This is a genomic window from Rhizobium sp. LjRoot254, assembly GCF_964254105.1.
Lineage (GTDB): Bacteria > Pseudomonadota > Alphaproteobacteria > Rhizobiales > Rhizobiaceae > Rhizobium_E.
In genome coordinates this window covers 4531611-4554698 of record NZ_CAXUSM020000001.1, presented here as the reverse complement: position 1 = coordinate 4554698, position 23088 = coordinate 4531611, and the positions used below count along the sequence as shown (strand labels likewise).

22 protein-coding genes are annotated in these 23088 nt (G+C 57.8%); 17 read left to right on the top strand and 5 right to left on the bottom strand.

Annotation, left to right across the window (positions count from 1 at the left end):
- The 13 genes from ACSQ26_RS22520 to ACSQ26_RS22460 all read left to right on the top strand — a co-directional run bounded on the left by ACSQ26_RS22520 (position 1) and on the right by ACSQ26_RS22460 (position 11862).
- The gene (locus ACSQ26_RS22520; RefSeq protein WP_436012837.1) at positions 1-327 is read left to right on the top strand and encodes a hypothetical protein; all 327 of its coding nucleotides are present in this window, start codon (positions 1-3) and stop codon (positions 325-327) included.
- A gap of 68 nt (positions 328-395) precedes the next feature.
- On the top strand, positions 396-521 hold the full coding sequence (locus ACSQ26_RS22515; RefSeq protein ID WP_436012835.1) for a hypothetical protein: 126 nt from the start codon (positions 396-398) through the stop codon (positions 519-521).
- Positions 522-641: 120 nt separating this feature from the next.
- Positions 642-1904 (top strand): alpha/beta hydrolase, encoded by a 1263-nt coding sequence (locus ACSQ26_RS22510; protein WP_436015420.1) that lies wholly within the window; start codon positions 642-644, stop codon positions 1902-1904.
- 88 nt (positions 1905-1992) lie between these two features.
- Positions 1993-2631 (top strand): lysophospholipid acyltransferase family protein, encoded by a 639-nt coding sequence (locus ACSQ26_RS22505; protein WP_436012833.1) that lies wholly within the window; start codon positions 1993-1995, stop codon positions 2629-2631.
- Between the two features lie 103 nt (positions 2632-2734).
- A complete protein-coding gene (locus ACSQ26_RS22500; protein ID WP_436012831.1) occupies positions 2735-3037 on the top strand; it encodes a hypothetical protein in 303 nt (100 codons plus the stop codon).
- A 268-nt stretch (positions 3038-3305) separates the two neighbouring features.
- Positions 3306-3728 (top strand): hypothetical protein, encoded by a 423-nt coding sequence (locus ACSQ26_RS22495; RefSeq protein ID WP_436012829.1) that lies wholly within the window; start codon positions 3306-3308, stop codon positions 3726-3728.
- A gap of 46 nt (positions 3729-3774) precedes the next feature.
- Positions 3775-4308 carry an OmpA family protein gene (locus tag ACSQ26_RS22490; RefSeq protein WP_436012827.1) on the top strand — a complete coding sequence of 178 codons (534 nt, stop codon included), beginning with the start codon at positions 3775-3777 and terminating at the stop codon, positions 4306-4308.
- Positions 4309-4411: 103 nt separating this feature from the next.
- Entirely contained in the window at positions 4412-5062 is a 651-nt protein-coding gene (locus ACSQ26_RS22485) for a MarC family protein (RefSeq protein WP_436012825.1), read from the top strand.
- Between the two features lie 84 nt (positions 5063-5146).
- Complete coding sequence (locus ACSQ26_RS22480) at positions 5147-6250, top strand: HlyD family secretion protein (protein WP_436012823.1); 1104 nt, start codon at positions 5147-5149, stop codon at positions 6248-6250.
- The gene (locus ACSQ26_RS22475) at positions 6240-7286 is read left to right on the top strand and encodes a DUF2955 domain-containing protein (protein ID WP_436012821.1); all 1047 of its coding nucleotides are present in this window, start codon (positions 6240-6242) and stop codon (positions 7284-7286) included. The genes ACSQ26_RS22480 and ACSQ26_RS22475 overlap by 11 nt, the downstream gene beginning before the upstream one ends.
- Positions 7287-7561: 275 nt before the next feature.
- Positions 7562-8770, top strand: a complete 1209-nt coding sequence (locus ACSQ26_RS22470) for a tyrosine-type recombinase/integrase (protein ID WP_436012819.1) — start codon at positions 7562-7564, stop codon at positions 8768-8770.
- Between the two features lie 97 nt (positions 8771-8867).
- Positions 8868-9857 carry a restriction endonuclease gene (locus ACSQ26_RS22465; protein ID WP_436012817.1) on the top strand — a complete coding sequence of 330 codons (990 nt, stop codon included), beginning with the start codon at positions 8868-8870 and terminating at the stop codon, positions 9855-9857.
- Between the two features lie 520 nt (positions 9858-10377).
- Positions 10378-11862 (top strand): oligosaccharide flippase family protein, encoded by a 1485-nt coding sequence (locus ACSQ26_RS22460; protein ID WP_436012815.1) that lies wholly within the window; start codon positions 10378-10380, stop codon positions 11860-11862.
- Here ACSQ26_RS22460 and ACSQ26_RS22455 read toward each other — a convergent pair.
- From ACSQ26_RS22455 to ACSQ26_RS22445, 3 genes are all read right to left on the bottom strand, one after another.
- Complete coding sequence (locus ACSQ26_RS22455) at positions 11846-13204, bottom strand: GumC family protein (RefSeq protein WP_436012813.1); 1359 nt, start codon at positions 13202-13204, stop codon at positions 11846-11848. The two genes, ACSQ26_RS22460 and ACSQ26_RS22455, sit on opposite strands and share 17 nt — an antisense overlap.
- 84 nt (positions 13205-13288) lie before the next feature.
- Positions 13289-14191: an FkbM family methyltransferase gene (locus tag ACSQ26_RS22450; RefSeq protein WP_436012811.1), complete on the bottom strand. Its 903-nt coding sequence runs from the start codon at positions 14189-14191 to the stop codon at positions 13289-13291.
- Positions 14184-15194, bottom strand: coding sequence for a glycosyltransferase family 2 protein (locus ACSQ26_RS22445; protein ID WP_436012809.1), 1011 nt, complete (start codon positions 15192-15194; stop codon positions 14184-14186). Before ACSQ26_RS22445 ends, ACSQ26_RS22450 begins: the two co-directional genes overlap by 8 nt.
- Positions 15195-15471: 277 nt before the next feature.
- On the opposite strand from ACSQ26_RS22445, the gene ACSQ26_RS22440 reads away from it, so the two are divergent.
- The gene (locus ACSQ26_RS22440) at positions 15472-16560 is read left to right on the top strand and encodes a sugar transferase (RefSeq protein WP_436012807.1); all 1089 of its coding nucleotides are present in this window, start codon (positions 15472-15474) and stop codon (positions 16558-16560) included.
- 478 nt (positions 16561-17038) lie between these two features.
- Here ACSQ26_RS22440 and ACSQ26_RS22435 read toward each other — a convergent pair whose 3' ends face one another.
- Both ACSQ26_RS22435 and ACSQ26_RS22430 read right to left on the bottom strand, forming a co-directional pair.
- A complete protein-coding gene (locus ACSQ26_RS22435) occupies positions 17039-18580 on the bottom strand; it encodes an O-antigen ligase family protein (protein ID WP_436012805.1) in 1542 nt (513 codons plus the stop codon).
- 75 nt (positions 18581-18655) lie between these two features.
- Entirely contained in the window at positions 18656-19408 is a 753-nt protein-coding gene (locus ACSQ26_RS22430; RefSeq protein WP_436012803.1) for a TylF/MycF/NovP-related O-methyltransferase, read from the bottom strand.
- A 323-nt stretch (positions 19409-19731) separates the two neighbouring features.
- Between ACSQ26_RS22430 and ACSQ26_RS22425 the strand changes: the two genes are divergently transcribed.
- The 3 genes from ACSQ26_RS22425 to ACSQ26_RS22415 are packed head-to-tail and all read left to right on the top strand — an operon-like array spanning position 19732 to position 23087.
- Positions 19732-20727 carry a hypothetical protein gene (locus ACSQ26_RS22425; protein WP_436012801.1) on the top strand — a complete coding sequence of 332 codons (996 nt, stop codon included), beginning with the start codon at positions 19732-19734 and terminating at the stop codon, positions 20725-20727.
- Complete coding sequence (locus ACSQ26_RS22420; RefSeq protein WP_436012799.1) at positions 20728-22023, top strand: polysaccharide biosynthesis/export family protein; 1296 nt, start codon at positions 20728-20730, stop codon at positions 22021-22023.
- Positions 22024-22061: 38 nt separating this feature from the next.
- Positions 22062-23087 carry a class I SAM-dependent methyltransferase gene (locus ACSQ26_RS22415; RefSeq protein WP_436012797.1) on the top strand — a complete coding sequence of 342 codons (1026 nt, stop codon included), beginning with the start codon at positions 22062-22064 and terminating at the stop codon, positions 23085-23087.
- The last annotated feature ends 1 nt before the right edge of the window (position 23088 follow it).

The window sequence follows — 23088 nt, the reverse complement described above, 5'->3', positions numbered from 1 at the left end:
ATGCAGGCTATTCTCTCGAACGCCACGACACGACATCGGTTCATTCTGGCATTGGCTTGCCTTCTGCCGCTTGCCGCCTGCCAAAGCGCGCCGACGCCTGACGCCATGGCGCGCACCACGACCGAGGTCGCGCCGGCGGACCTGCAATTGCTCTGCGCCAGCGCTGCGGCGACCGCCGCCAAGGCCGATGCCGCCAAGACGCTGCCGATCAGCTCGAGCAGGGTCGACGACACGACCTATGCGGTCAAGGTCGATGCGGCGGGTGCGAAATACGATTGCACGGTCGGCGCCGACGGAACGGTCAAAACCGTGATGCCCGCGGCATGAGGAGCGCCGGGCAACAGGCGAACCCTGGACAGTTCAGACCGGAACGGCCTCACGAGGTGTTTGCGGTGATGAACAGTCTGCGCAATCCGCGCCTTGCCGCGATCTACCTTTCACTCGTCACTGCGAGTGGAACCGCGGAAGAAATCGAGGAGGCCCGCCGGTTGATAGCGGGCGCCTCGACCAGGAAGGATTGACGTGCCTGACGCCGTTGGCAACCGCTACCGGCGCGTCTTCACCAGCGACTTGAGGATTGGCAATTGGCACGACTTTCTGTTTTCCGCGGCCGACGGGCGAGCTTTACGCACCTCGCTGTATTGGCAACCCTGTTTGCGGCGCTGTCGGCGGTGTTGGCGGGATGCGGCGGCAATCCGAAGGGCGTTCTGACGCCGGTTGCCGATACGTCTCCCAATTCCAGCCATGTCGATATGCTGATCGCCACCACGCGCGCGCGATCGAAGAATACCGGGGAAATGTATACGGGTGAGCGGGCGCCGCTGGCCTCGTTTGCGGAGATCACCGTCTCCATACCTCCGGAGAAGGTGAGGAAGGTCGGCGAGGTTTCCTGGCCCAAGAAGCTTCCGTCCAATCCGCAAACCGACTTTGCGACCTTGAAGGCGGATGCGATCGATATCGAGGCGGCCAAGGTGTGGCTCAAGGCGTCGGTCGTCAAAAGCCCCGACCACAGCGTGCTTGTGTTCATCCACGGGTTCAACAACCGCTTCGAAGACTCCGTCTATCGCTTTGCGCAGATCATTCACGATTCCAACGTCAAGAGCGCACCCATTCTCGTGACGTGGCCGTCGAGAGGGAGCGTGCTCGCTTACGGTTACGACCGCGAGAGCACCAATTACACGCGGAATGCTCTCGAAAATCTGTTTCAATACCTGAAAGAGGATCCTGACGTTCATGAAGTGAACATCCTCGCCCATTCGATGGGAAACTGGCTGACGCTCGAAGCCTTGCGGCAGATGGCGATTCGCAACGACGGTCTCCCCGACAAGTTCAAGAATGTCATGCTTGCAGCCCCGGATGTCGATGTCGATGTGTTCCGGTCCCAGATTGCCGACATGGGAATGCCGCATCCACAATTCACGCTCTTCGTCTCGCGCGATGATCGCGCGCTGGCTGTCTCGCGGCGCGTCTGGGGCGATGTCGAGCGCCTGGGATCCATCGATCCGGAGCAGGCGCCGTACAAGCAGGAACTGGCGGACAACAAGATCAACGTGGTTGACCTCACGAAGATGAAGGCGATGGACAGCCTCCACCACGGCAAGTTCGCGGAGTCTCCGGAGATCGTCCAGCTCATCGGAACACGCATGTCCGATGGGCAGACGCTGACCGATAGCAGGGTCGGCGTCGGAGACAAGATCCTCGCAGGGACGACCAGGGCGGCCCTGGTGGCCGGAAGTACGACCGGCATAGTCCTGACCGCCCCGGTCGCCGTGCTCGATCCCGTGACGCGCGACAACTACTCCCATCACGTCAAAAGCCTCACGGGCGATGTAAAGGCGGTTCCGGACTGCAAGCCGGACACGCCGGCGCTGGATTGTAGGCCTGTTCAGTCCTCCAACCGGTAGAAAGCAACCATTAACGCTCGGCTTCGAAAGGTCTGGCAATTGCAGCGCGATTGGGAGACAATGAACGCTGAACGTTGGTGTTTATAGAATGAAGAAGTTCTTCGATCACCCACTGACCGTACGCGCAATCGCTGCGCTTATCTCCGCTTATATGTACTTCGTACTCGTGACGAGCCGCGTGCAGGTGGTAACCGTCGTACCCGCTCCATTGATCGCCGGGCCGGTTGTGCTCGCGAGTTGGCATCAACAGATTCCGATGCTGCCCATCATGAACCACCCCAATCCTTCCAAGCTGCTTGCTCTCGTCGCGGCCAGCCGGGCGGGCGCCCTCATTCGCAAAGTCGCCATCTGGTTTGGCATTGACGCCGTGGAAGGCTCACGCCGTCGCGGCGGTCTCGTCGGCGCGCGAACGCTCATCCGCGCGGCGCGTAGCGGCCATTCTCTTTACATAACGCCTGACGGCTCACGCGGGCCTGCGCGGATCGCCAAGGAAGGCGCGACCCAGATAGCCCGGCTTGCGCGCCTGCCGCTTATCCCCTGCGCGGCATGGCCGGTGCGCGGCAAGACTTTCAATACGTGGGACCGTTTCCGACTTCCCTATCCGTTTGGAACCATCCGCGTTGCCTATGGCGAACCGCTGCGGATGCTCACGCCGGCGGAGCTGGGTGATGCGTTGGACGCACTCACCGCTCATGTACAGGAAACAACCACGAATTCAAAAAGCTAAGGCCGGTCGCCTTGGATACTATCGCGGGAACAATCGTCCCGTCGTCACGTTAGCCCAATAGCACCACAGCATCTTCCGTAATCGTTCAACGGGAGGAATTCCAATGAAGAGGCTTTTGGTCAGCATACTTGCGGCTGTCATGGCGACCGCCAGCGTGGCCGTTGCGGAAGCGGACACGCGCGGCCGCAACAATGAGATCGGCCGCAATTTCAACGATCGTGGCGGTGAGTCCGAGTATCAGGACGGTTACTGGCGCTATGGCTATCGGGGCCACCGCCACTGGCGGCGGCACTATTGGCGCGGCGACCGTGTTTATGTCGGCGGCTATAGAAACGGCTGTTACCGCCTGAAGGTGAACAGATGGGGCGAGGTACGCTACAAGCTGCGCCGCGCCTGTCGTTGGTGAGATCGGCGAGGCGGCTTGGCAAGCCGCCAGCCCATCGACAATCCCGGCAAATCCACCAATCCACCACGTAAGTTACGTGGTTTACGTATCCCTGCAACCGCGCCACCGCTAGCATATCTCCAATAGATGGGGTCGATGACGACCGTGCGCGGGGCAGATGAAGGCGGCTTCCACAGGAGGAATCTGCGACCGGAACGTCCCGTGCGGGTTCAAGAATGGATAGCAATTGCAAGGCGGCGGCACGTGAGCCGAAACAGGAGGAACGAGAATGTTGAGGGGTAGATTTGTCTGGGCGGCGATCCTAATCGCCTTCGTGGCATGTAGCGGATTGGCAAGGGCTCAGACGCTGAGCTATGCCGACGCGGTCACCAAGCTCGCCGAAGACTGCGGCGCCGATATCAAGAAGCTCTGCAAGGGCCTCAACCTCGGCGGCGGCCGCATCGCAAGTTGCCTGCAGGAAAAGTCCGCCAAGGTCTCGCCCACCTGCAAAGGCACGATTGCGGTGGTCTTCAGTTCGATCGGCACACGCCAGCAGGCGCAGGCGTCCTACAAGAAGATCTGCAAGGGCGACATTGCGCGCCGCTGCAAAGGCATCAAGGGCGATGGCTATGTTCTCGCCTGCCTCAACAAGCCCAACAAACACATCAGCGATGAATGCGCTCAGACGATGACCGATGCAGGCTGGAGGTAAGACAATGAAACAATTCGGAGCAAAAATACTGGCGGCTGTACTCGCGATGACCCTGCTGCCCGGCCTCGCGGCTGCCCAGGAGGTCTCCCGAGAGCGGATCGTGACGGGGTTGAACAAGCTGACCGCGGCCGCCCCCATCATCGATGTCGAGGTACTCCGGCAGGAAGCCTTGAACAGCGGCGGCGCGGAAATGTCGGGCCTGCCCAACTGGAGCAAGATCGAAAAGCTGCCGCAGATGGTGGTCGAGATCGACTTCGAGAACAACTCTGTTGCGATCGAGCCCAGGTCCTACCGAACCCTCGGCATGATCGCCGACGCCCTGCATCATCCGAATCTCTGGGCCTACAAATTCCTGATCATCGGTCACTCCAGTTCGACTGGTGGCGAAAAGCGCAATCTGGAGCTGAGCGAGCAGCGGGCAGCGGCGATTCGGGAGGCACTTGCAACCACCTTCGCCATCGATCCAGGGCGGCTTTATGCTATCGGCGTCGGACAATCCTTCCCGATTCCAGGGTCTGATTCAAAAGCCGCCGCCAACAGGCGCGTCCAACTCATCAATCTCGGTATTTTCAGGAAGTAATCCGGATTTGCCATGAAGGCGGGCAGACTGGTCCGACCAAACTGGACATTCCGTTTCCGATACATGATAGTTGCAAAAGGGTCGGGTATTCCGGGGGGATGAGATGGATTTATCTGTTATTGATGTGGCCCTTGTCACCAAGCTTCTTCTTCTGCTGCTGATCGGCATGGGGCCGAAGATCGCCCTTGTGCCCTTCCTTGAAATGACGCAGAAATTCGACGGCCCGACCAAGGCCAAGATCGGCCGGCAGATGGTCCTGACGGCCACCGTCACGGCGCTTATCCTTCTTGCCACCGGTGCGCTTCTGATGCGTCTCTTGCACATCAGCGGGGGCGCGGTCGCGATTGCAGGCGGCATCGTGCTCACCCTGCTGGCGCTCAAGATGGCGGCTGGCCCGACCGAGAAGCATCATGACGACGATCTGGAAGTTCTGGTCGATCATGAGAAGATCGCGGTCTTTCCCCTCGCCATTCCCTATCTGCTCAATCCGGTCGGCATTACCGTGCTGCTTATTGCGTCCGATGAGATTGTCTCGGTTGCGAGCGCTGCACTCGTGGTAGCCCTTGTCCTTATCGTCGCCGCCTTCGACTATCTGGTATTCACCAACACCGAGGTGCTTGCAAAGCGCATGAGGCCCGCAAGCCTGATCATCTCGGAGGTCGTCTTCGGCATCCTCCTGACGGCTGTCGCGGTGACGCTGGTCGTCAATGGATTGGGCCGACTGGGCATCATATCCGCGACCGCCGCGCATTGAGGTCCCGCCCGTCCGGGTCCGGCCAGGCCTTCCGCCAGGCCGGACCAGCCAAGACCATAGTAGTCAAGTTATGGGGAGCCAACCGTGGCCGCCGACGACATCCAGACAGATCCCGCACCAGCTGCCAAGACCGGAAACCCGTTGCGCAAAGTCGCGCTGGTCATCGTCCTGCTGGCGCTGATCCTGTTCGTGCTCTCGGTGTTCATGGAACGCCGCACGCCATCTTCGACCCAGGCACAGGTCCAGGCCTATGTAGTCGGCATCGCGCCCGAGGTGACCGGCCGGGTGATCGAGGTCGGCGTGGATGACAATTCTCTCGTACAACCGGACCAGATCCTGTTCCGCATCGATCCGACGAAATACCGGATCGCCGTCGATGAAGCCAAGGCGAGGCTCGAATCCGTCGGCCAGTCGATCGGCGCTTCGGTCGCCAATGTCGATGCCGCCCAGGCGCGCGTCGTGGAGGCGCGCGGCATTCGCGACAACAAGCGCGATATCTACGGCCGGTCGGAAGTTCTGGTGAAGAAGAAGGTCTTCACCCAGGCGAAGCTGGACGACATCAAGGCGGAGCTGGACCAGGCCGAGGCGACAGTGGTCGCCGCGGAAGCCGATCTCGTCAGGACCCAAGAGGAATTGGGGCCGGCCGGCCAGGATAATCCCCGGCTCAAGGAAGCACTTGCCGCTCTCGAGCGTGCCGAGACCGACCTTCTCAGGACCACCGTCCGGGCGCCGTCCGAGGGCGTGGTCACCAATCTCCAGCTTTCCGTCGGCAAGGTTGTCAGCGCCGGCCAGTCGGCCATGACATTCATCGATATCGGGACAGTGTGGATTTCGGCCGCCTTCAAGGAAAACAGCCTGGAGAACACGGCGATCGGCAACAAGGCCGAAGTGCTTTTTGACGCGCTTCCGGGACAGCTCTTCACGGCGACGGTCGAAAGCGTCGGTCTCGGCGTTTCGCAATCCAATACCGATCCGAGCACCGGCCTTCCGACGATCCGGACCGACACGGGCTGGGTGCCCGAGGCGCAACGCTTTCCGGTTCGCCTGACGCTCGACAACGGCCGGCCAAAGGGCGTGCGCTATGGATCGCAGGCAACGGTCCTGATCTATACCGGCGACAATCCGGTGACCAATGCCTGGGGTGCGATGTGGATCCGCATCATGTCGGTCCTGACCTATGTCGGGTAAGGCAGATCAGCTGTCACCGGCACTGGCGCTGGCCAGGCAGCGGCGCAAGGGATGGCGCGTGGCGATCGCCGTCTCGATCGGGTTCACGTTTGCCGTGTGGATCGGCGCCATAATACCGTTTCTGGGGCCGCTTTTCGCAGCGCAATTCCTGCTGTCGAGCTCCAGGCCCCTGGGCTTCGGCCAGACACTGGGGGCGGCGATCCTGATTTTCGTCGCCGGCATGTTCTTCATGATGCTGACCACGCTCTTCGCCGATAGCCACATCACCTTCCTGTTTCTGCTCGGGCTGATCTACTTCCTGTGTTTCTTCATGCAGGCCCTCGGCAAGGGCGGAGCCGCCATATTTCTCATCCTGATCGTGGCGATCATCGTGCCGCTCATCGGTGTGCTGAATACCGAACTGGCAGGTTCCATCCTGTCGATCCTGACCACTGCGGTCGTCACCGGTACCGTTCTCATGTGGGTCGCGCATCTGCTCGTCCCCGAACCGGCCGGAGAGGCGCCAGGCGCTTTGGCGGCGCCCGTTTCGTCGCATCGTTATTGGAAAGCGTCGGCGAACACGGCAATCCTGCTGTCTGCCGTGACGGTCTGCATGATCAATGATCAGCTGGCGTCGGCGATGGTCATTCCGATCACCGTGGCGTCGATGCTCGGCCAGCTGGATATCGTCGCCAGCCGCGGCACGGCATTCGGGCTCATCATCGTCAATGTGCTGGGTGGCGTCATCGCCTCGGTCGCCTTTGCCATTCTGGACCTGCGGCCCAACCTGGCCTTCATGGCGGTCATCGTCTTGGTCGTCGCGCTGTTGCTTGGAGGTCGTGCCGCAGCGGAAACCAGGGAGGCGAAGGTATTTGCCGGCGCGCTCACCACCTTCCTGATCCTCTTCGGGCTGGGCGTTTCACCAATTCCGGGAAGTGCGGCCGAATCCTTCTCCACCCGGATCATCTATGTCACGGGGGCAATCATGTACGCCTTCCTGCTGGCCGCGCTGCTATGGCCGCGCGCAAGGCCGATGGAGCCCGCCGGCGCCGTTTGAATGACACTCGAAAACGGTGAAACCACGCGTCCGTCATACAGATTAAAACAGAGGCATCATAACGTTGAGGAATTTGGTGGAGCTAAGCGGGATCGAACCGCTGGCCTCTACATTGCGAATGTTGATGCCTGTGTTCCGGCGAGTTCCTGACTATAACCAAAAATGATTTATTATCAAGCTTTTGGTGGAGATTTGAGTTCTCCTGGCATGGTTTCGTTCCTTGCATTTCCCGCATTTCTGCTTACTATTTGCTTACTTTTTGGAGGGTAAGCAACGTGGAACCGATCAAACTGACAAAGAAGAGCATCGACCAAATCAACCCTCCAACAACGGACACCTTCTACTGGGACAGGGATCTGAAGGGGTTTGGCCTCAAAGCGTACAAATCCGGGAGGAAAACGTTCATTCTTCAGGCTCGCCTTAACGGCAACAGCAAACGATTCACGATTGGAGCATATGGGCAACCATGGTCACCGGATCAAGCGCGAGAGATTGTGCTGCAGATGCTAGCTGATGTTGCGAAGGGGGTAGATCCCGTTGCTAAGAAGACGAAGAGCGAGATAGCCACGGTCAGTGAACTCGCCGAGCATTACCTCAAGGATGCGATGGGGCACAAAAAGATATCGACTTGCGACGTCGAGAACGGTCTTATCAAGCGCCACATCTTGCCTCTCCTTGCAAAGCGCAAGGTTGCGGAACTGACCAAGAATGACCTGGAGCGGTTTCTACAAAACGTCGCAGATGGCAAAACTGCGGTAGATGAGAAGACCCGGCGGTACGGCCGGGCGATCGTCAAAGGTGGCAAGGGGACCGCCAATCGAACCATGGCACTCCTGTCATCAATGTTTACTTATGCAATTGGGAGAGGGGTCCGAACCGATAATCCCGCGAAGGGGATCAAGCTATTCAGGCTCAAAAAACATGATCGCTATCTGAATGCAGAAGAACTGGAGCGGCTGGGCGGAGCACTGCGGCAGGTGGAGGACGCTGGGCAAAGCCCATTCGCAGTTGCGGCCATTCGGTTCCTGCTGCTATCTGGTTGCCGCTGCGGCGAAGCTCTTACATTGCAATGGAGTTGGATCGATTTCGACCACAACATCGCCAAACTACCTGATAGCAAGACGGGGCAAAAAGTGCTCCTGCTGGGTTCGGGTGCAATTGATCTGCTAAAGACCTTGGCAAAGGTCGCTGGTTCGCCGCTTGTCTTTTCCTCTGCTGCTGGCGGCACAACACCCATCAGCATCCAAAAGGTATGGCGAAAAGTGCGCGAAACAGCCGGCCTCGACGGCCTGCGCCTCCATGACCTCCGACATAATTTCGCCAGCACCGCAGTTTCATCGGGGCAGAGCCTCTATATAGTTGGCAAGCTGCTCGGGCACTCACAGAGCCAAACGACGCAGCGTTACGCGCACCTCGCGCCAGATCCGGTGCGGCAGGCGGCTGATGACGTGTCGGCGGAGATTATCCGGAAGATCAGCGGATAACTTTAATAGGCAATAGTAGGTCTGGAGGAAGGGCCGCCAGCTTGCACTATTCCCCGTCACTGAAATCAGCTATCTGTCGAACATGGGGCACATCATAATGACGGCATCTGGGTTCGCAGCCTCCATCAGCGAGGACGCCGGCGAGCGCTCGGGCTTAGCGCTCAACAGAGAGCAGATCATTCGTCATTTGCGGGATGATAATCCGCTCAAAATGGAGCTTGCTGGCGAAAATCGCTTACTGAGGATAGGGAGTGTGGACTACGAAGATGCTGTTGGGGATATTCTTTACTCCCTTGGAGTGGCTGACGAACCCGGCATGCCCACCTTGGGAATGAGACTGGCGCACAAATTGGGCGCGGAATGGAAATCGTCTATTGGCGTGATGGAACTGCTGGAGGTGGAGGCCGTTGCAAACTATCACTTGCAACGGCGTACCAAGGTGAGCAGCCTTGATTGGAATGCATTGAATGCAGACCTCGAAAACGCGATTGGTCAACGTCGACATGCGATTATGGATGCGTTGCTGGAGGTAATGCCGATCCATTTGGCACATTCACCCTTTCTAGCGAGAGACCCGGAGATAGAAAACGTAGTTGTACTAAGCGCGCTTTTCGAATGCGAGGCTTTGCCGGTAGATGGGTCCGGCTTTATAGATCAGCGCTTCATAAACTATCTGTCGAGATCGCCAGAGGTCTTAAAAGAAATACATTGGCGCCAATTTGAGGGCCTCACCGCAGAGTGGTTTGCCCGAAGCGGATACTCGATTGAGCTTGGACCTGGAAGGAATGATGGCGGGGTTGATGTGCGCGCCTGGAACAGCGACGCGTCCGCCGGCACGCCGCCAGCGTTGATTGTGCAGTGCAAGCGAGAAAAGAACAAGGTGGGCAAGGTAGTTGTCAAGGCGCCCTGGGCTGATGTGCATGCTGAGCGTGCAGGCGCTGGACTAATAGTTACGACGAATGACATAAGTCCGGGAGCCGCCAACGTGATCAAAGCGAGAGCCTATCCGATTACTGCTGCGAACTACCACGAAGTCCGCCGATGGCTTCTAGAGATGCGAAAGCCGGCAGCGGGCGTAATCCTGTGATGAACCATGCCTTTCGGAATTGAAGTCGGCCGCAATAGCGAGCAAAGTCGAATGCGATCGAGACGGTGCGCAGGAATTAAGCTTGCGACTTCCGAAGCTTTAGACACTGGTGCCGCTCGAGCACGGCAAGTTGCAACGTAACATCCAAATCTGGTCATGCGCCTTCAAGCAGCATGAACCTTCGGCGATCCGTAGTCCTCTGGATAGCGCAACCTAGAGCAAGTCCTATGAATTCGGAATCGGAATTGGGATTCCCTTTCTCGATTGGCCGGATTTTCATCGCGATACTGGCAAACGACATCCTTCAGTTGGTCGAAAGTAGCTCGTCAGGCAGGCAAATTCGGCCCTTCAAAACTTCCGCGTACTCCTTGACCTCTCCGTGGCGGCTCAGATCTCTCGGCGATAGGACTTAACCGCTTCTTGTCGCGATCCAGGCGCGAAGCATTTTCTGGGAAATATACCTATCGTCTTATGTGAGATTTGTGGTTACCATGAAGATGCATGGAAGATGGGATTCCGAATGTTGCTTCCCAATCTTTCACGTGAAAATTACTCCACTACGAAAACCCTTTTGACGCGTGCCAGACGCAGAATAACCACCTCGATGAAGATGCGTTTCTTTACAGATGTCGGGCTCATATTGTTCGTACAACTTTTCGCAAAGTTGATAAATTTCATATACATTATCTACTTAGCAAGATACGTCGGAGCAGAAGACTTTGGCTATCTCAACCTCGTGCTGTCGGTGATCATCATATTCGACGCAGTGGGAGACATAGGGATGACCCGGTTCATGCTGCGCGAGGCGTCGATCGATATCGAACGAGGCCGGGCATTCGCTGCGGCCCTGCTGCCATTCAGGCTCTCACTGGCCGCGGCCGCCAACGCTCTCGTGATGTTGTTCTTCTGGACCTTCGATTTCCAGTCCATCGTACTTCAACTGGTTGCCGTGATTGCGTTCAGCCTTTACTTCACGGCGTTGGCCTCATTTCTGGAGGCGCTTCTTCAAAGCCGGAGCCATTTTTCCAACATTTCATTCGCTCATCTTTGTCTGGCTCTGGTGCAGGTCGGCACCGGTGCAGTGGTTATAGCAATGAAAGGCGACATACTCGTCATTGCCGTCACATTTGTCATCTCTAATATCGTCTACGCGGGGATCCTCTACCGAGGCGTCTGCCAGCTTGGCATCGTTGTGTGGCCGCGACGCGATCTGGCTGTCGTTTTGTCGGCTATACCGAAGGCCGCGCCTTATGCACTCATATTTTGTCTTTTCATAGTCTCATCGCGCATCGAACTAATCATGCTCGGCTGGTTCCATTCAGGGCAGGGCCTTGGCCTTTATAGCATCGCGGCACGCATGATGGATGCCGCCGCCGTTGCGCCGCTGGCAGTCGGCACGGTGCTTTCCCCGCGCTTCATACAGTTGCATGACAATCGACATTCGGAGTTGGCCGATCTCTATGCCTGGGTTTTCCGCATTGTCTTGGTGCTGTCCGTGCTCGGTGCGATCCTCGGCACGGAGCTCGGCGCGCCCATCATGACGTTTCTGTTGTCGCGCAGTTTCGCAGGCGTCGATGATCTCATTCTCATTCTTTTCGCCGTCTATCCATTTGCAGCGATCTATTACCTCAATCTCGCATTGCTTCTGGGCGCTGGCGAACAGCGCCCGACGGTGGTTCTGGTGATGTTGCTCGTCGGCATCCAGATCTTGTGCAGCCTGATGATCATTCCGCCGCTCGGTGCCGAAGGGGCTGCGCTAGCGTTCGGCCTTTCCATGGTGATCGCGGCGGTGGTATCAACCATCTTCGTTTACTGGAAATATGTGCGGAAGGCGGACCTCCTCTATGCCTCGTTTCCTGCGGTCGTCGCGGTTTTACCAACGGCCTGGCTGGTATTCCGCAACGGTCGCGAGATCGACATAGAACGGGATATCGCCGGTATTCTGCTCTACTGCGCTATCAGCCTGCTGTTGACGTGGAGATTCAAGCTTAGAATCCCGACTTGACCATAAACGTCACTTCCGTTGGCGGATCGACTGAGGCCGCCGACAGCGCGGCCTGGCGAACTGCCAAGAAGTTGACGACGAGGATCGCGAGCGCGGCGAACCCCGCGGAAAGCAAAACGACGGCCAGTACCCAGATCAACCGGCTTGGACCGAGGGGGCGAAGCGGTGCCGTCGGTGCGTCGATGATCTGGACACGCACAATCGTTTTGTGGGCAAGCATATTCTGCCGATCCTTAGCGACCTTGCGGTAAGTCTGGTAAGCCTCGGAGGCGATCTCGATGTTGCGCCGAATCCTATTGTTCGCCTGTTCGGCGCCCAGAAGCACAGCGAGGCGTGTTCGGGCGCCCTCAATCGTTTGCGTCAGAGCAGAGTTTTCGGCTGCCAACGCTGCTTTCGTCTCGGCGATCTGCTGTTCCAACTCCTTGACCACTCGGTGTTCCGGCGTGAAGGAAGCCGATGCCTTGGCGCGCTCTTCATTGAGCGAATAGAGCCGCGACCGAAGTTGGGTCAGTTGTTCGCCGACCGCCACATTATTCAGTTTGGCGCCATTGGCGAATGGGTTCGCGGTCGGCACATCCGAGCCTGCTTCCGTCTTGACCGAGGTAAGGCGATCGATCCGGTCGATCAGCATCTGTTTTTCGCGCGCGAGATCGGCGATGTCATATGTTCTCTCAAAGATGCGTGCGTCCGCTTCCGCCTTGTTCAGTGCTTCCGCCGCTTGTTTGACCTGATCGGTGAAGAGCGCGTACTCGCTGCGGGTTCCATCGAGTTTCTTCGATTTCTCCGTGTAAAGCTGCAGCAGCGTCCTGAGGACGAGCGGTGGAATGGTCGGGGTCCTCCAGCGCTGGGTGACAACGATGACCTGGGATTGGCGGACGGGAAAGACCCTTAAGCCCCGCCCAACGGCTTCAATAAGCGCATCGCGCTCGCTGATCTGTTGCACCAGACCGAGTGCAGCGAGCGCATGAGCAAGACCGTCACTTGCAGCGCCGAGCGTCTCGACCGCAAAACGGACGATGGGATTGTTGGGCGGGGACCCACGAAATCCCTCGGGGCCGATGCGATCGACGACTTCCGCGATCAGATCCTGCGAAGTCAGAAGCTCTATCTGAGACGTCACGGCTTCGACCGCCAGAACCTGTGGCCCGCTCGCCGGAGTTTCAGTTTTGGAGAGTGAAACTCCGAGACTCTCCAAGTTGACAAGCAGCTTGGCCGTGGATTCGTACGATGGGCGTTTTAGATAGACTGCAGCCAGTCCGCCGACGAAAACAACCACAAAAAAAATCGCATAGAGACGACGCCGCTGCTTGAGGATGAAAAGCAGATTCTGCATCGTGCGCATCGATCGACCCCGAGTTACTATGGTCTATAGCAAGTTAGATGTACGAAAACCCTAATACATTCTTCTAAAGATAGTGTTTCCTATTCAAAGCAGCCGTCCATCGGGTCCACTGGCTCTGATGGCTATTTCCCGCGGAATGAAGACCAAATCGACATTTCGTTCAAGCTTCGGATCGACCGAATGTTCCACTAGGCAACAACGCTCTGCATCCCAGGCAAAAGAACGGTAGGACAGCCTGGCAAAGATGCTCAGAAGATCGGCAACGTGGGCGTCCATCGCCCGGAGCCGCTCAGGATTGACCTCGCAGCAAACGATGGGTTTCACTTTACTGATGAAGTGCTGGCCCCCGCGAAGAACAGAAAGCTCGGCGCCCTCCACGTCCATTTTCACCAAGCTGACAAGCGGACACCCGTCCGACTGCCAAAACGCATCGAGCAACTTTATCGGAACGTCCACCACCTTTGCATCCTCCGCGTGCCGCGCAAGCGAACCGGAGCCGACATCCGAGGGCAAGTACATGCTGACCAACCCCTCGGAGTCCCCAAGCGCGAAGGGGTATGCTTCGATGGACGCTCCGGACAGTGCAGCATTGACTTTGAGACTACCCACATTTTCCGGAATCGGTTCGAAGGCGCAGACCCGACCGGCCCGCCCCGCTCTTTCTGCCATGCGCAGAGACCATAACCCCTGGTTGGCACCTATGTCGTAGCAGGTTGCGCCGGGTTCGACAAAACGGTCTATCGCAAATCGCACCGAGGGTTCGTAGGCTTCCCGAAAAAGGAAGATGCTTGCTCGGATTCCATGATCATCACGTCTCGCCTCAAGGCGCATGCGGCTATGATCGTGAATAGTCACCGTACGATGGCCGTTGAGGCTCCGTAGGATTTTCCATTGGGCCAGGCGCCAAAGAAGCACCGATGGCCCAATTGCAGGTGCCTGGGATGAAATCTCTCGCAGTTCGCGTCCATATCGCCTGAACTCAATCATCAGACCTCATCTTGCCCGAGGCTGCATTTGAAGGGCTAGGGTGAACCGACATCAAGCCCCTTCGAAAGTACGAGGCGTGGCATGCGGCGAAGATTCGATCTGCAAAAAAACGACGTTCGCAAAAAGCGGCAAGTGGCCGGTAAACAAGGCGACCAACGAGCGGATGAAGCATCAGGCCGATAATTTTTGCTCGAACGGGCCTGCTTTCATGCAGCTGAGCATTTGTGATCCTTCTAAAATTGTCAAGGCTGATTTCCGCTATTCTGCCGGCTGACTTTCCCAGGTCGATCATTCGCCCGAGCGAAGAAGACAGCGTCACGGGGTGGAAATGCTCACCTATCGCAACGGAGTTGTAACGCAGCTGGAATCCGATCTGAAAGAGTCGAAAGCCCCATTCGGAATCTTCGCAGAAGCGCAGCCGCTCATCGAGCAATTGGCCGGTACGCTCGATAAACGAGCGCTTGAGCGATACATTGCTGGTATAGAGATAGCCATAATCGAGACTCTGCCCGTGCACCATTGCCCCGTAGGCGAACTGGGTGCCATTCTGCTCGAGCCAGCGCATGAGCGGTGTGCAGTCCAACTCACTTGCCCACCTGATCTGGCCAAGGACTCCGACATCTTCCTGCGGATACAGCTCGCAGTGCCACAGCAGGTGCTGTTGCAAAAAATCCTTGGCTGGAAAAATGTCGTCGCCGACAAAAACGAGTATGTCCCCCCTCGCCTCCCGGATCGCGCTATTCCGCGCCGCCGAAGGCCCCCGGTTTCCTGGCAGCCGGCAGTAGATCAGATCGTACCCGAGCGTCGGCTGCAGACTGGAGACCATTGCCGCAGTGCCATCATTCGAACCATCATCCGCAACAACCACCTCAAATTCGCCTGTATCGATTGTTTGGTTCGAATAATAAGACAGTGTTCGTGAAAGTATATCCTGCCGGTTGTGCGTCGGCATTATGACAGTTATTTTCGGACCAGGCACACTCGCCTTTCTCAACAGTTCCATGCAAAACGCCTCAAACCACGCCCCAACCATACGATTTTCGCAGGCTGGCATCCACAAAATTAGCCTATTCTAAAAAATCAGTTGTGAAAAACGAAAACTAAAGGCATTGTAAAAAAATCTATTTTATTGGAGCGGCGTTGTAAATCTTTACTATGAACGGAAGCTTTTAATCTGCGTTTCGCGGATCACGGAACTTATATTAAGCGATTGAATATAGATTATTTTTCCATCGAAAGAGAAATTCACGGGACGATACACGACTACCAGAGAGCGTAATATGTCACCATTGAATGGCAACTACATCCTCTTGGGGTTCATCACGCTATTGTGTGATGTTATCTACATCCTCACCGCTCTCTTGGTCGCGGATACGCTAATTCCGCAAGCCTTTCCCAACGCGCGATCGGTGATGCCCTTGGTGCTTACGGTGCTTATCATCCTTTGCGCTGTCGTCTGGAGTTATGCGATGGGGCTTTATCGCGTCGAGCGCCTTGTGGCACGCGATATGATCTTGCCATTGTTGACGACATTCGTACTCGTGGCTCTGTGTGCAATGACGCTTGTATCGTTGTCGGGGTTTCGAGACACACTTCAGAACCGGTGGCTTACGGCGCTGCCCTTGGCCTTCTGCTTGATGTTCATCGGCCGCATCGCCTTCGCTCATCTGGCGCGGCTCGATTCCGCCTCGGCCGCCCACGCCATCGAGCGTCGGCAGATCGGGCTCGAGGCGCTGCGCCCGGATCGTCTCGGATCACCGTTCTGTCACGAACGCAGCCGGCTGAGCAATGGCGTGAAGCGTTGCATGGACATCGTGCTCAGCAGTATCCTGCTTGCATTTACCCTGCCGGTGACCCTTGCAACGATGCTCGCCATTGTCATTGAGGACGGACGTCCGATATTCTATCTCCAGGAGCGCGTAGGACGAAATGGCAAGACTTTTCTTCTCTACAAGTTTCGCAGCATGCGTCGTTCCGCCGAGGCCGATGGCGTGCCGCGTTGGGCTCAGCTGCACGATGATCGAGTGACCCGGGTCGGGCGCTTTCTGAGGCGCAGCCGCATCGACGAATTTCCGCAATTCTTCAACGTGTTGGCCGGCCACATGAGTCTGGTCGGTCCTCGTCCGGAGCGACCGGCGATCGCAGCGAACCTCGAAAAGGAGATCCCTAACTACTGGTATCGGTGCTTGGTCAAGCCTGGCATCACCGGTTGGGCCCAGATCAACTATCCCTACGGTGCTTCACTTCACGATGCGCAGGAAAAGACCAAGTACGATTTCTTCTATCTTCAGCATGGCAGCGTCGTACTGGATGCCAAAATATTGCTGCAAACCGTGCGTGTCATTCTGATCGGAGAGGGCGCGCGATAGACGCACGCTGAGAAGACAATGAGCCTGATCGAAAGCTTTGCCGGCGCGTCAGAGTTCAAAAAACGCCGAGGCCGACCACGATCCAAGCCAGGGCGGAGAGTCCGAGAATGAACGCAGCGCAACGACGGACTGTCCAGCGCTCACTCGGCGGCGGTCCCTCGAGAATATCGATCGCTGTTGGTCTCGTCAGCTTCATTCACAGGCTCCAAGCCGCCGACTGTGACGGCAAATCGTTAAGAAATGGTTAAGGCACAGCCAAAGGTCGATTTCTATCAACTAATAGAACAAGCGGCCGGGCAAACAAAAACAATCAGTCGATCATAGATACAAGATTCGCACGCCAAAGACGTATTTGTTGCCCGACCGCTGCTGTTGTCCACAACTAAAATGTCGCAGAAGCGAAAAAGGTCCATCGAAATGCATCACCACCTCGGCGATCAAGGTCGTTCCAGTTGAGAATTCTAGGTTTTGTGACGTTCTAGGATGCTTCTGCGGGCGTGCCGGACTTTAGGTCGCCTCCTGTCCGTGGCGCCCTGCGGTTCAGGACAAGGGCGAATGGAAAGAGCAATCCGACAAGAAGGCTGGTCGACGTGAAGTGGGTATAGGCGGTGATGGTGATTCCGTTGACCAGATAGGCGACGCCACCCACCCCTGCCGCAATGGAAAGGTCGCGGCCGAGCGGATCCGTTGAGCGTAGCGCGGTGGTGATCACCAGGCGAAAAAAGGCGAGGATGAGGGCGACGGCACTGACGAGACCCAAAACGCCCATTTCCGCCAGAAGCTGGAGATAGGTGCTCTCGGCGACGCGGACGTTTTCCACCGCATCTTCGCCGAACTCGGTGAATGGTCCGATCAGGTGTGTTCGGGCTGCCTCGATGTAATATTCCGGAAAATTGCCGATGCCGACGCCGCGAACGGGATGGTCGGTGAAGATCGCAAATGCCGTTTGCCAGAGCTTGAAGCGCAGCGTCACGTTGTCCATGTCGTTGAGCCGGTCGCTGATACCGGCGCCGAGAAACGGCCAGGCGACTGCGATTGTCAGAATGCCGGTCGCCAGCAGTGCTATGAGCGTAGGACGGAGATTGCGGTAAATCAGTCCGACCGTCACCGCACTGACGATAAGGGCGAGCACGGGACCGCGCGAAAATGTCAGCGCCACGCCAAGCACGCACATGCCGCCGCCGAATGCATAAAGAATCCTATGACCGAGATGGGTTGTCGTCGCAAGGCGCACGACGGAATAGGGGAAGATCATGCTCAGGCAGGTGGCGAATTCGATTGGCTGGGTAAAGACGCTGAAAGTGCGGTAGGCAAGGCCGGATCCTAGTTCGTCCGCAGTATGGTAGACCGCGTCGGTCTGACCGTCGTACATTTCCAGAAGCGGGTTGTAGCCGAGCAGGAACTCCAACAGCGCATAGCCGGCCGCAGCGGCCGCCCCGGCAAGCATATAGCGGAAGATGCGGTCGATATCCCGCGAATCGGACAGGCGGAACAAGCAGATCAACATCATCGCTCCGGGGATGATGAAGACTTTGATCCACATGTTTATGCCCTCTTCCGTCGTCCGGTCGTTGAACAGCGAGAACATTCCGACCGCTGCAAAGACCAAGAACAGCCGCATGAAGACCGGCTCCGAGGGGCCGGAAGCGCGTGAACGATCACCCATCAGCCACGCAACGATGGATGTCATGCCGAGAACAGCGAGGATCGCGATCCCGACGGGCAAGGGCGGAACTGGGCCGATGGCGGGCAGCCGCGCATACAACGGAAAGGCGATCTGAACGAAAGCGAAGACGCCCAGGACAATATGCGGAAAATGAAAGGACAGGAGCGTGAGGACCGCGCCCGCGACACCCGCCGTCACGGGCACGGGCGCCGCAAAGAATGCGAAGCCCAGCAGGCCGAGCGATGCACAGATGCCAGCAATCAGCAGAAAAGGGGATGAACCGCCGGCAAGCCAGCGCGGAAGCCGCCTGTCAGGCGCGACTGCAGTTGGCGCTTCCAAGCCTCGGTCGGCCATTGGGCGCAAGCTCCCTCACGTGAAAACCCAATCCAGGTGTCCCGCGTGGCGCCGACGGACCGCGGATCTACGGGATCAGACCTTCTCTCCATGCGCCGCGCGGTTCAGCAGGCGGCGGTTCTCAACGATGAATGACATGCCATGCCAGCCTATCGGAAGGTAGGGCAGGAAGGCAAAGTCCGTTTGCCCGTCGAGGAACTCCAGCATGGCGAGCCGTTCACCGGATACCGCATCGGCAGACGTGCAGAAATAGTCGTCGAAGGCGACGACCATCCCGTGGCGCAGTCGCGGGGCAAGGAATTGCAGGACCTGAACCGTCGAACTGTAGAGGTCACAGTCGATGTAGACGAGCGCAAGACGATCCGGGCGGTTCGGCGTCGAAAGCCCGGCCGGCTCCAGGGTGTCGCCGTAGAAGCCCGCGACGGCGGTGTAGTCGCTCTCCTTCATGCCGACGCTCGCACAAACGGATCTGAAATCCTTGAGGGACATGCTCATGTCGCCTTCCACCCACATCGGATGGGAGTCTGCCTGTCCAGCCTGCGGAGGCAGGCCCTGAAAGGAATCGAAGGCCCACAATCTCGCAGAATGCGCGCATTGCCGGGCAGCGGCATAGGCGAGCCTGAATGTCATGGCACCACAGCACCCGAATTCCGCGTAATCGCCTGGAATGCCGTTGAACTGCAGCCCCCGAAATGCCTTCTGGAAGAATTCGCGGCGGCCTTCGTGCTCGTAGTAGGCGCTATCCCTTCGCAATGCATGAATGGCGTTGGATCGGATTACCCTCAACTTGACCGGAACAAGCCGTTTCAACTCCTGAGGAAAATTCATGGGATGCACCATTCGCCGCCAAGTTAATCATCAAGAAGACGCGACACAAGTCTCTATTCTGGGATCCGTACTCAAATGCGCTTTGCGAAACTCAGAATAGAACGCTATCTGCAATAGAATTGATTGTCAAACGGAGTCAAAAAAACTATATTCAGCCAGCTGAATTACGCTGACTAATCATGAGCGGCACGCACCGGATTTGGTTTTGTGTTGTTGTGCCTACCAGAAATATTGTTCAAGCAATATACTTGCCGGCTAATCAAATATTCGAAATTCCTATAATATAAAGTTCTAAATTTTGGAATAACGGGGACCAAGCGTTGATGAGGCATGTTTTTGTTACTATGTTCGCCCTCCTTGTTGGCGCGCTTGCTGCGGTACAAGCCCGGCCGACAGAATTCGGCGTGGCCGGCGTCCCCAAATATATTGGCGAGTCGCGAGACTATGAAGCCATCTTCGCACAATTGCAGGCCGCCGGCGTCGATATCTTCTTTCCCGTCTTTCAATACCAGGAGGCTCCAGCAGCAGCCACGCTTGGCTTCGAGGTCGATTTCGTCCCGCCCTGCCAGCACGATTCAGCGGTCTTTGTCGCACTTCGACGGCACAAGATAAGACTGATCGTGCCGGGCGGACTTTTATACTCGCCAACCGGTACCCTGCCGGCGCCGGAGAACGATCCCCTGCGTGCGCTGATCGGATGCGCCGGGCGCGCAGGAATCTATGGTGTACTCAGCTTCGACGAGCCGGCCCTGAACGGCATCAACGTGAAGGCGTCGCGACGGCTCTATGAGCGGGTGAAGTTGGTCGATCCATCCCTTCCGGTGCTGATGGTGCAGTCGCCAATGGTCATCGAACCCGGCAGGCAGGACAGTGCCGAGGCCCGCGAGGCCTACATGTCGGAGGTACGGCGGCAGAGCGAGTTCGCTGACGTCGTCGGTTTCAGCATTTACCCGATCCCCCCGTTGATCGCAAAATTGGGAAGCCCGGGGCATGACGACCAGATCGTCGATCACCAGGAGGCAGTCGAGGGGTATATGGGTTGGCTTGACGCCAATCTGCCAGGCAAGCCGACAATGGCGGTTCTCCAGTCTTTTGCCTATAGCGATCAGTTCGAGCGCGACTACCTGACCCAGGTTGCCCCGCCTGACGTGATTGCCGCGGCGCGTAGTCCTAACCGCGACGAGCTGCAAACCATGGCGCAGATGAGCATCGACAGAGGTGCGAACCTGGTGATCTGGTATGGGGCGGCTTTCATTTCCGACGTGGACAGCGTGCTGTGGAGGGACATCCTAGCAGTGAGCAAACAGATGACCCGCTAGGTGCGGCTCGAAGTGCAGCGGATCGCGGCCGGCCGACGGTCGCGCAAACAAACGGACGGGAGAGTGGGTATGGTTCGTTCGATATTGCCTCGGAAGTTCCCGCGATCTCCTTCCGCGAGACGTATGCTTCTGCTTGCCGGGTTGGCTTACGCAGGGCTCACCCATGCGGCGCTGGCCGACCCCTACCGGCTCGCGGGCGGGGATCAGATACGCCTGATAGCCCCCGAAGCCAATTACCTCACCGGAATTTACAGGCTGGGCGATGACGGTGCCGCCGCTATACCCATCGGAGCGCCGGTCGACCTCGATGGGCTGACGGTGACGGAGGCCGAGGAGGCGATAAGGGCGACGCTGGCAAAAACGCTGGTCGAGCCGACGGTATCTGTCGAGCTCGCCGAGATGCGTCCGTTCTTCATCCTCGGCGACGTCAACAAAGCCGGCCCCTATCCCGGACAGTTTCGTCTCACCGTCATGAAGGCCGTGGCGATTGCCGGCGGCTTCAAGGGTCAGAGTGATACCTATGTGGCAACCGTGACCGGCATCCGTGCATCGGAAAGCCTGCATGTCGCCCGCCGGGAGCTTCTGGTCGCACGGATCGTTCATGCCCGGTTGCGGGCGGAGCTGGTTGATGCCGCGACCTTTGATCCGGGTTCGCTGGCGCCGACGGAAGGCGACGATCCCGAATTGCCTGATATTGTGAACAGGGAAAGGGAAATCTTCGAAGTTCGAAAAGACGGACTCAAGCGGGAGCTCGACCTCCTCGCCAAGGAGGCCATCATCCGTAAGGACGAGATCGCCGCCTTGACGGCGCGTATCGATGCGACCGCCGAACAGATGGAGTCCCTCAAGACTGAGATCGCAAACACCGAGGAGCTGGTGGAGAAGAAGCTGGAGCTGCGCCACAGAATTTTTCAACTCCGACGTGAGGAAAGCCAGGTCTTGAGCACCAACCTCCAGACGGCGGTGCTCCTCAACCAGGCCCGTCAGGCCAGGAACCAGCTCGAGATCCAGACCGTCAACATCACTCGCGACCGCAAGCTCGAAGTGCTCGATCAGATCCAAAAGGTGCGCGCGACGATCAGCCGCCTGAGCAATCAGCTTTCCGCTGACAGTGCCGTCATCCTCGAATCTGAAGATAGTACATCGATCCCGTTCGGCGAGCATGTGGCAACATCCTACCGCATCGTTCGCGAGGATGGCAGGGTGCTGGACGACATTCGCAACGAGACGGAAATCGTATTGCCGGGCGACGTCGTCGAGGTCAGGCGCCGCCTTGTCGGCGTAGCTCAGAATTGAATGCGAACCTCAATGAGATTTGCAGACGGGATTTAATGATGTCGATTGACCTGAAGAGGCAGTGGCCGGAGGCTCCCGACGTCGGGGAGAGCCCGAGGTCGGGAACGGCAGCGGTGCCGATTGCGCTCAGCCAGACCCACCGTCATCTGCTGACAATCGTTAACACGGAGCTGGCGCGTCGGGCGCTGGACGCGGGAAAGACAATACGGCTCCTCGACGTCGGCTGCGGCGACGGTCTGTTGCTCGTCTATCTTTCCGGCGCATTGCAGGCGTACTGGCCGGCGGTGCGTTTCGAGTTCTACGGCTTTGACGTGGGCGATCACGGCGTTCAGGCGCCGGGATTTATTGCTGCAGCGCTGGAGCGTCTTGAACGCGATGCGCCTTCGGGCCGCTGGCATGAGAGGCTGGCGCTTATTTCAGAGAGCGATGACTGGCCCTATTCCGACGGCTTCTTTGATGTCGTGGTTTCCAACCAGGTGCTCGAGCATGTCCGGAACCACAATTTGTTCTTCATGCAACTGACGCGGGTTTTGAGCCGGGGGGGCTTTTCCGCTCATATCTACCCATCCGGCCACCGCTGGGTCGAACCTCATACCAAGGTACCTTTCGCCCACTGGATTAAGGACTTCGATCTCCTGTCCCGCTGGCTCGCGGTCTGGAGCCGGATGGGTCTCTCAACCTATCACGGCTGGGCACGAGCGAGGCGCGAAGCCGGTCTTTCCGACGAAAGCTCCATCGACGCCTATGCGCGCTACCACGCCTACTTTCTCGTCTGCCTCACCAACTACAAAACCCAGCGCGAGATGCACGATCTTGTCAAGGCCAGCGGCCAACTGTCTTCCTTTCGCTACACGCTGAAATATTACACCGGAAAGCTGCGCAGCCTGCGGGGCAAAGAGATTGCGCCGGTCTATGGAGAACACTCCTCGTTCCGATCGCATATGGCCAGCCTCTGCCTGCGCTATGTATCCAGCGTGACCTTGATGACCCGCAAGGACGCCTGCTGGTTGGCGGGTGAGCGCGCATCGACCGATCGAGTGACTGCACCAGTGCGCCCAACCTAAG

Coding starts and splice junctions, on each gene's coding strand:
- ACSQ26_RS22520 (WP_436012837.1), top strand. CDS start 1: ATGCAGGCTATTCTCTCGAACGCCACGACACGACATCGGTTCATTCTG.
- ACSQ26_RS22515 (WP_436012835.1), top strand. CDS start 396: ATGAACAGTCTGCGCAATCCGCGCCTTGCCGCGATCTACCTTTCACTC.
- ACSQ26_RS22505 (WP_436012833.1), top strand. CDS start 1,993: ATGAAGAAGTTCTTCGATCACCCACTGACCGTACGCGCAATCGCTGCG.
- ACSQ26_RS22500 (WP_436012831.1), top strand. CDS start 2,735: ATGAAGAGGCTTTTGGTCAGCATACTTGCGGCTGTCATGGCGACCGCC.
- ACSQ26_RS22495 (WP_436012829.1), top strand. CDS start 3,306: ATGTTGAGGGGTAGATTTGTCTGGGCGGCGATCCTAATCGCCTTCGTG.
- ACSQ26_RS22490 (WP_436012827.1), top strand. CDS start 3,775: ATGACCCTGCTGCCCGGCCTCGCGGCTGCCCAGGAGGTCTCCCGAGAG.
- ACSQ26_RS22485 (WP_436012825.1), top strand. CDS start 4,412: ATGGATTTATCTGTTATTGATGTGGCCCTTGTCACCAAGCTTCTTCTT.
- ACSQ26_RS22475 (WP_436012821.1), top strand. CDS start 6,240: ATGTCGGGTAAGGCAGATCAGCTGTCACCGGCACTGGCGCTGGCCAGG.
- ACSQ26_RS22465 (WP_436012817.1), top strand. CDS start 8,868: ATGACGGCATCTGGGTTCGCAGCCTCCATCAGCGAGGACGCCGGCGAG.
- ACSQ26_RS22460 (WP_436012815.1), top strand. CDS start 10,378: ATGTTGCTTCCCAATCTTTCACGTGAAAATTACTCCACTACGAAAACC.
- ACSQ26_RS22455 (WP_436012813.1), bottom strand. CDS start 13,204: ATGCGCACGATGCAGAATCTGCTTTTCATCCTCAAGCAGCGGCGTCGT.
- ACSQ26_RS22450 (WP_436012811.1), bottom strand. CDS start 14,191: ATGATTGAGTTCAGGCGATATGGACGCGAACTGCGAGAGATTTCATCC.
- ACSQ26_RS22445 (WP_436012809.1), bottom strand. CDS start 15,194: ATGGAACTGTTGAGAAAGGCGAGTGTGCCTGGTCCGAAAATAACTGTC.
- ACSQ26_RS22440 (WP_436012807.1), top strand. CDS start 15,472: ATGTCACCATTGAATGGCAACTACATCCTCTTGGGGTTCATCACGCTA.
- ACSQ26_RS22435 (WP_436012805.1), bottom strand. CDS start 18,580: ATGGCCGACCGAGGCTTGGAAGCGCCAACTGCAGTCGCGCCTGACAGG.
- ACSQ26_RS22430 (WP_436012803.1), bottom strand. CDS start 19,408: ATGAATTTTCCTCAGGAGTTGAAACGGCTTGTTCCGGTCAAGTTGAGG.
- ACSQ26_RS22425 (WP_436012801.1), top strand. CDS start 19,732: ATGAGGCATGTTTTTGTTACTATGTTCGCCCTCCTTGTTGGCGCGCTT.
- ACSQ26_RS22415 (WP_436012797.1), top strand. CDS start 22,062: ATGTCGATTGACCTGAAGAGGCAGTGGCCGGAGGCTCCCGACGTCGGG.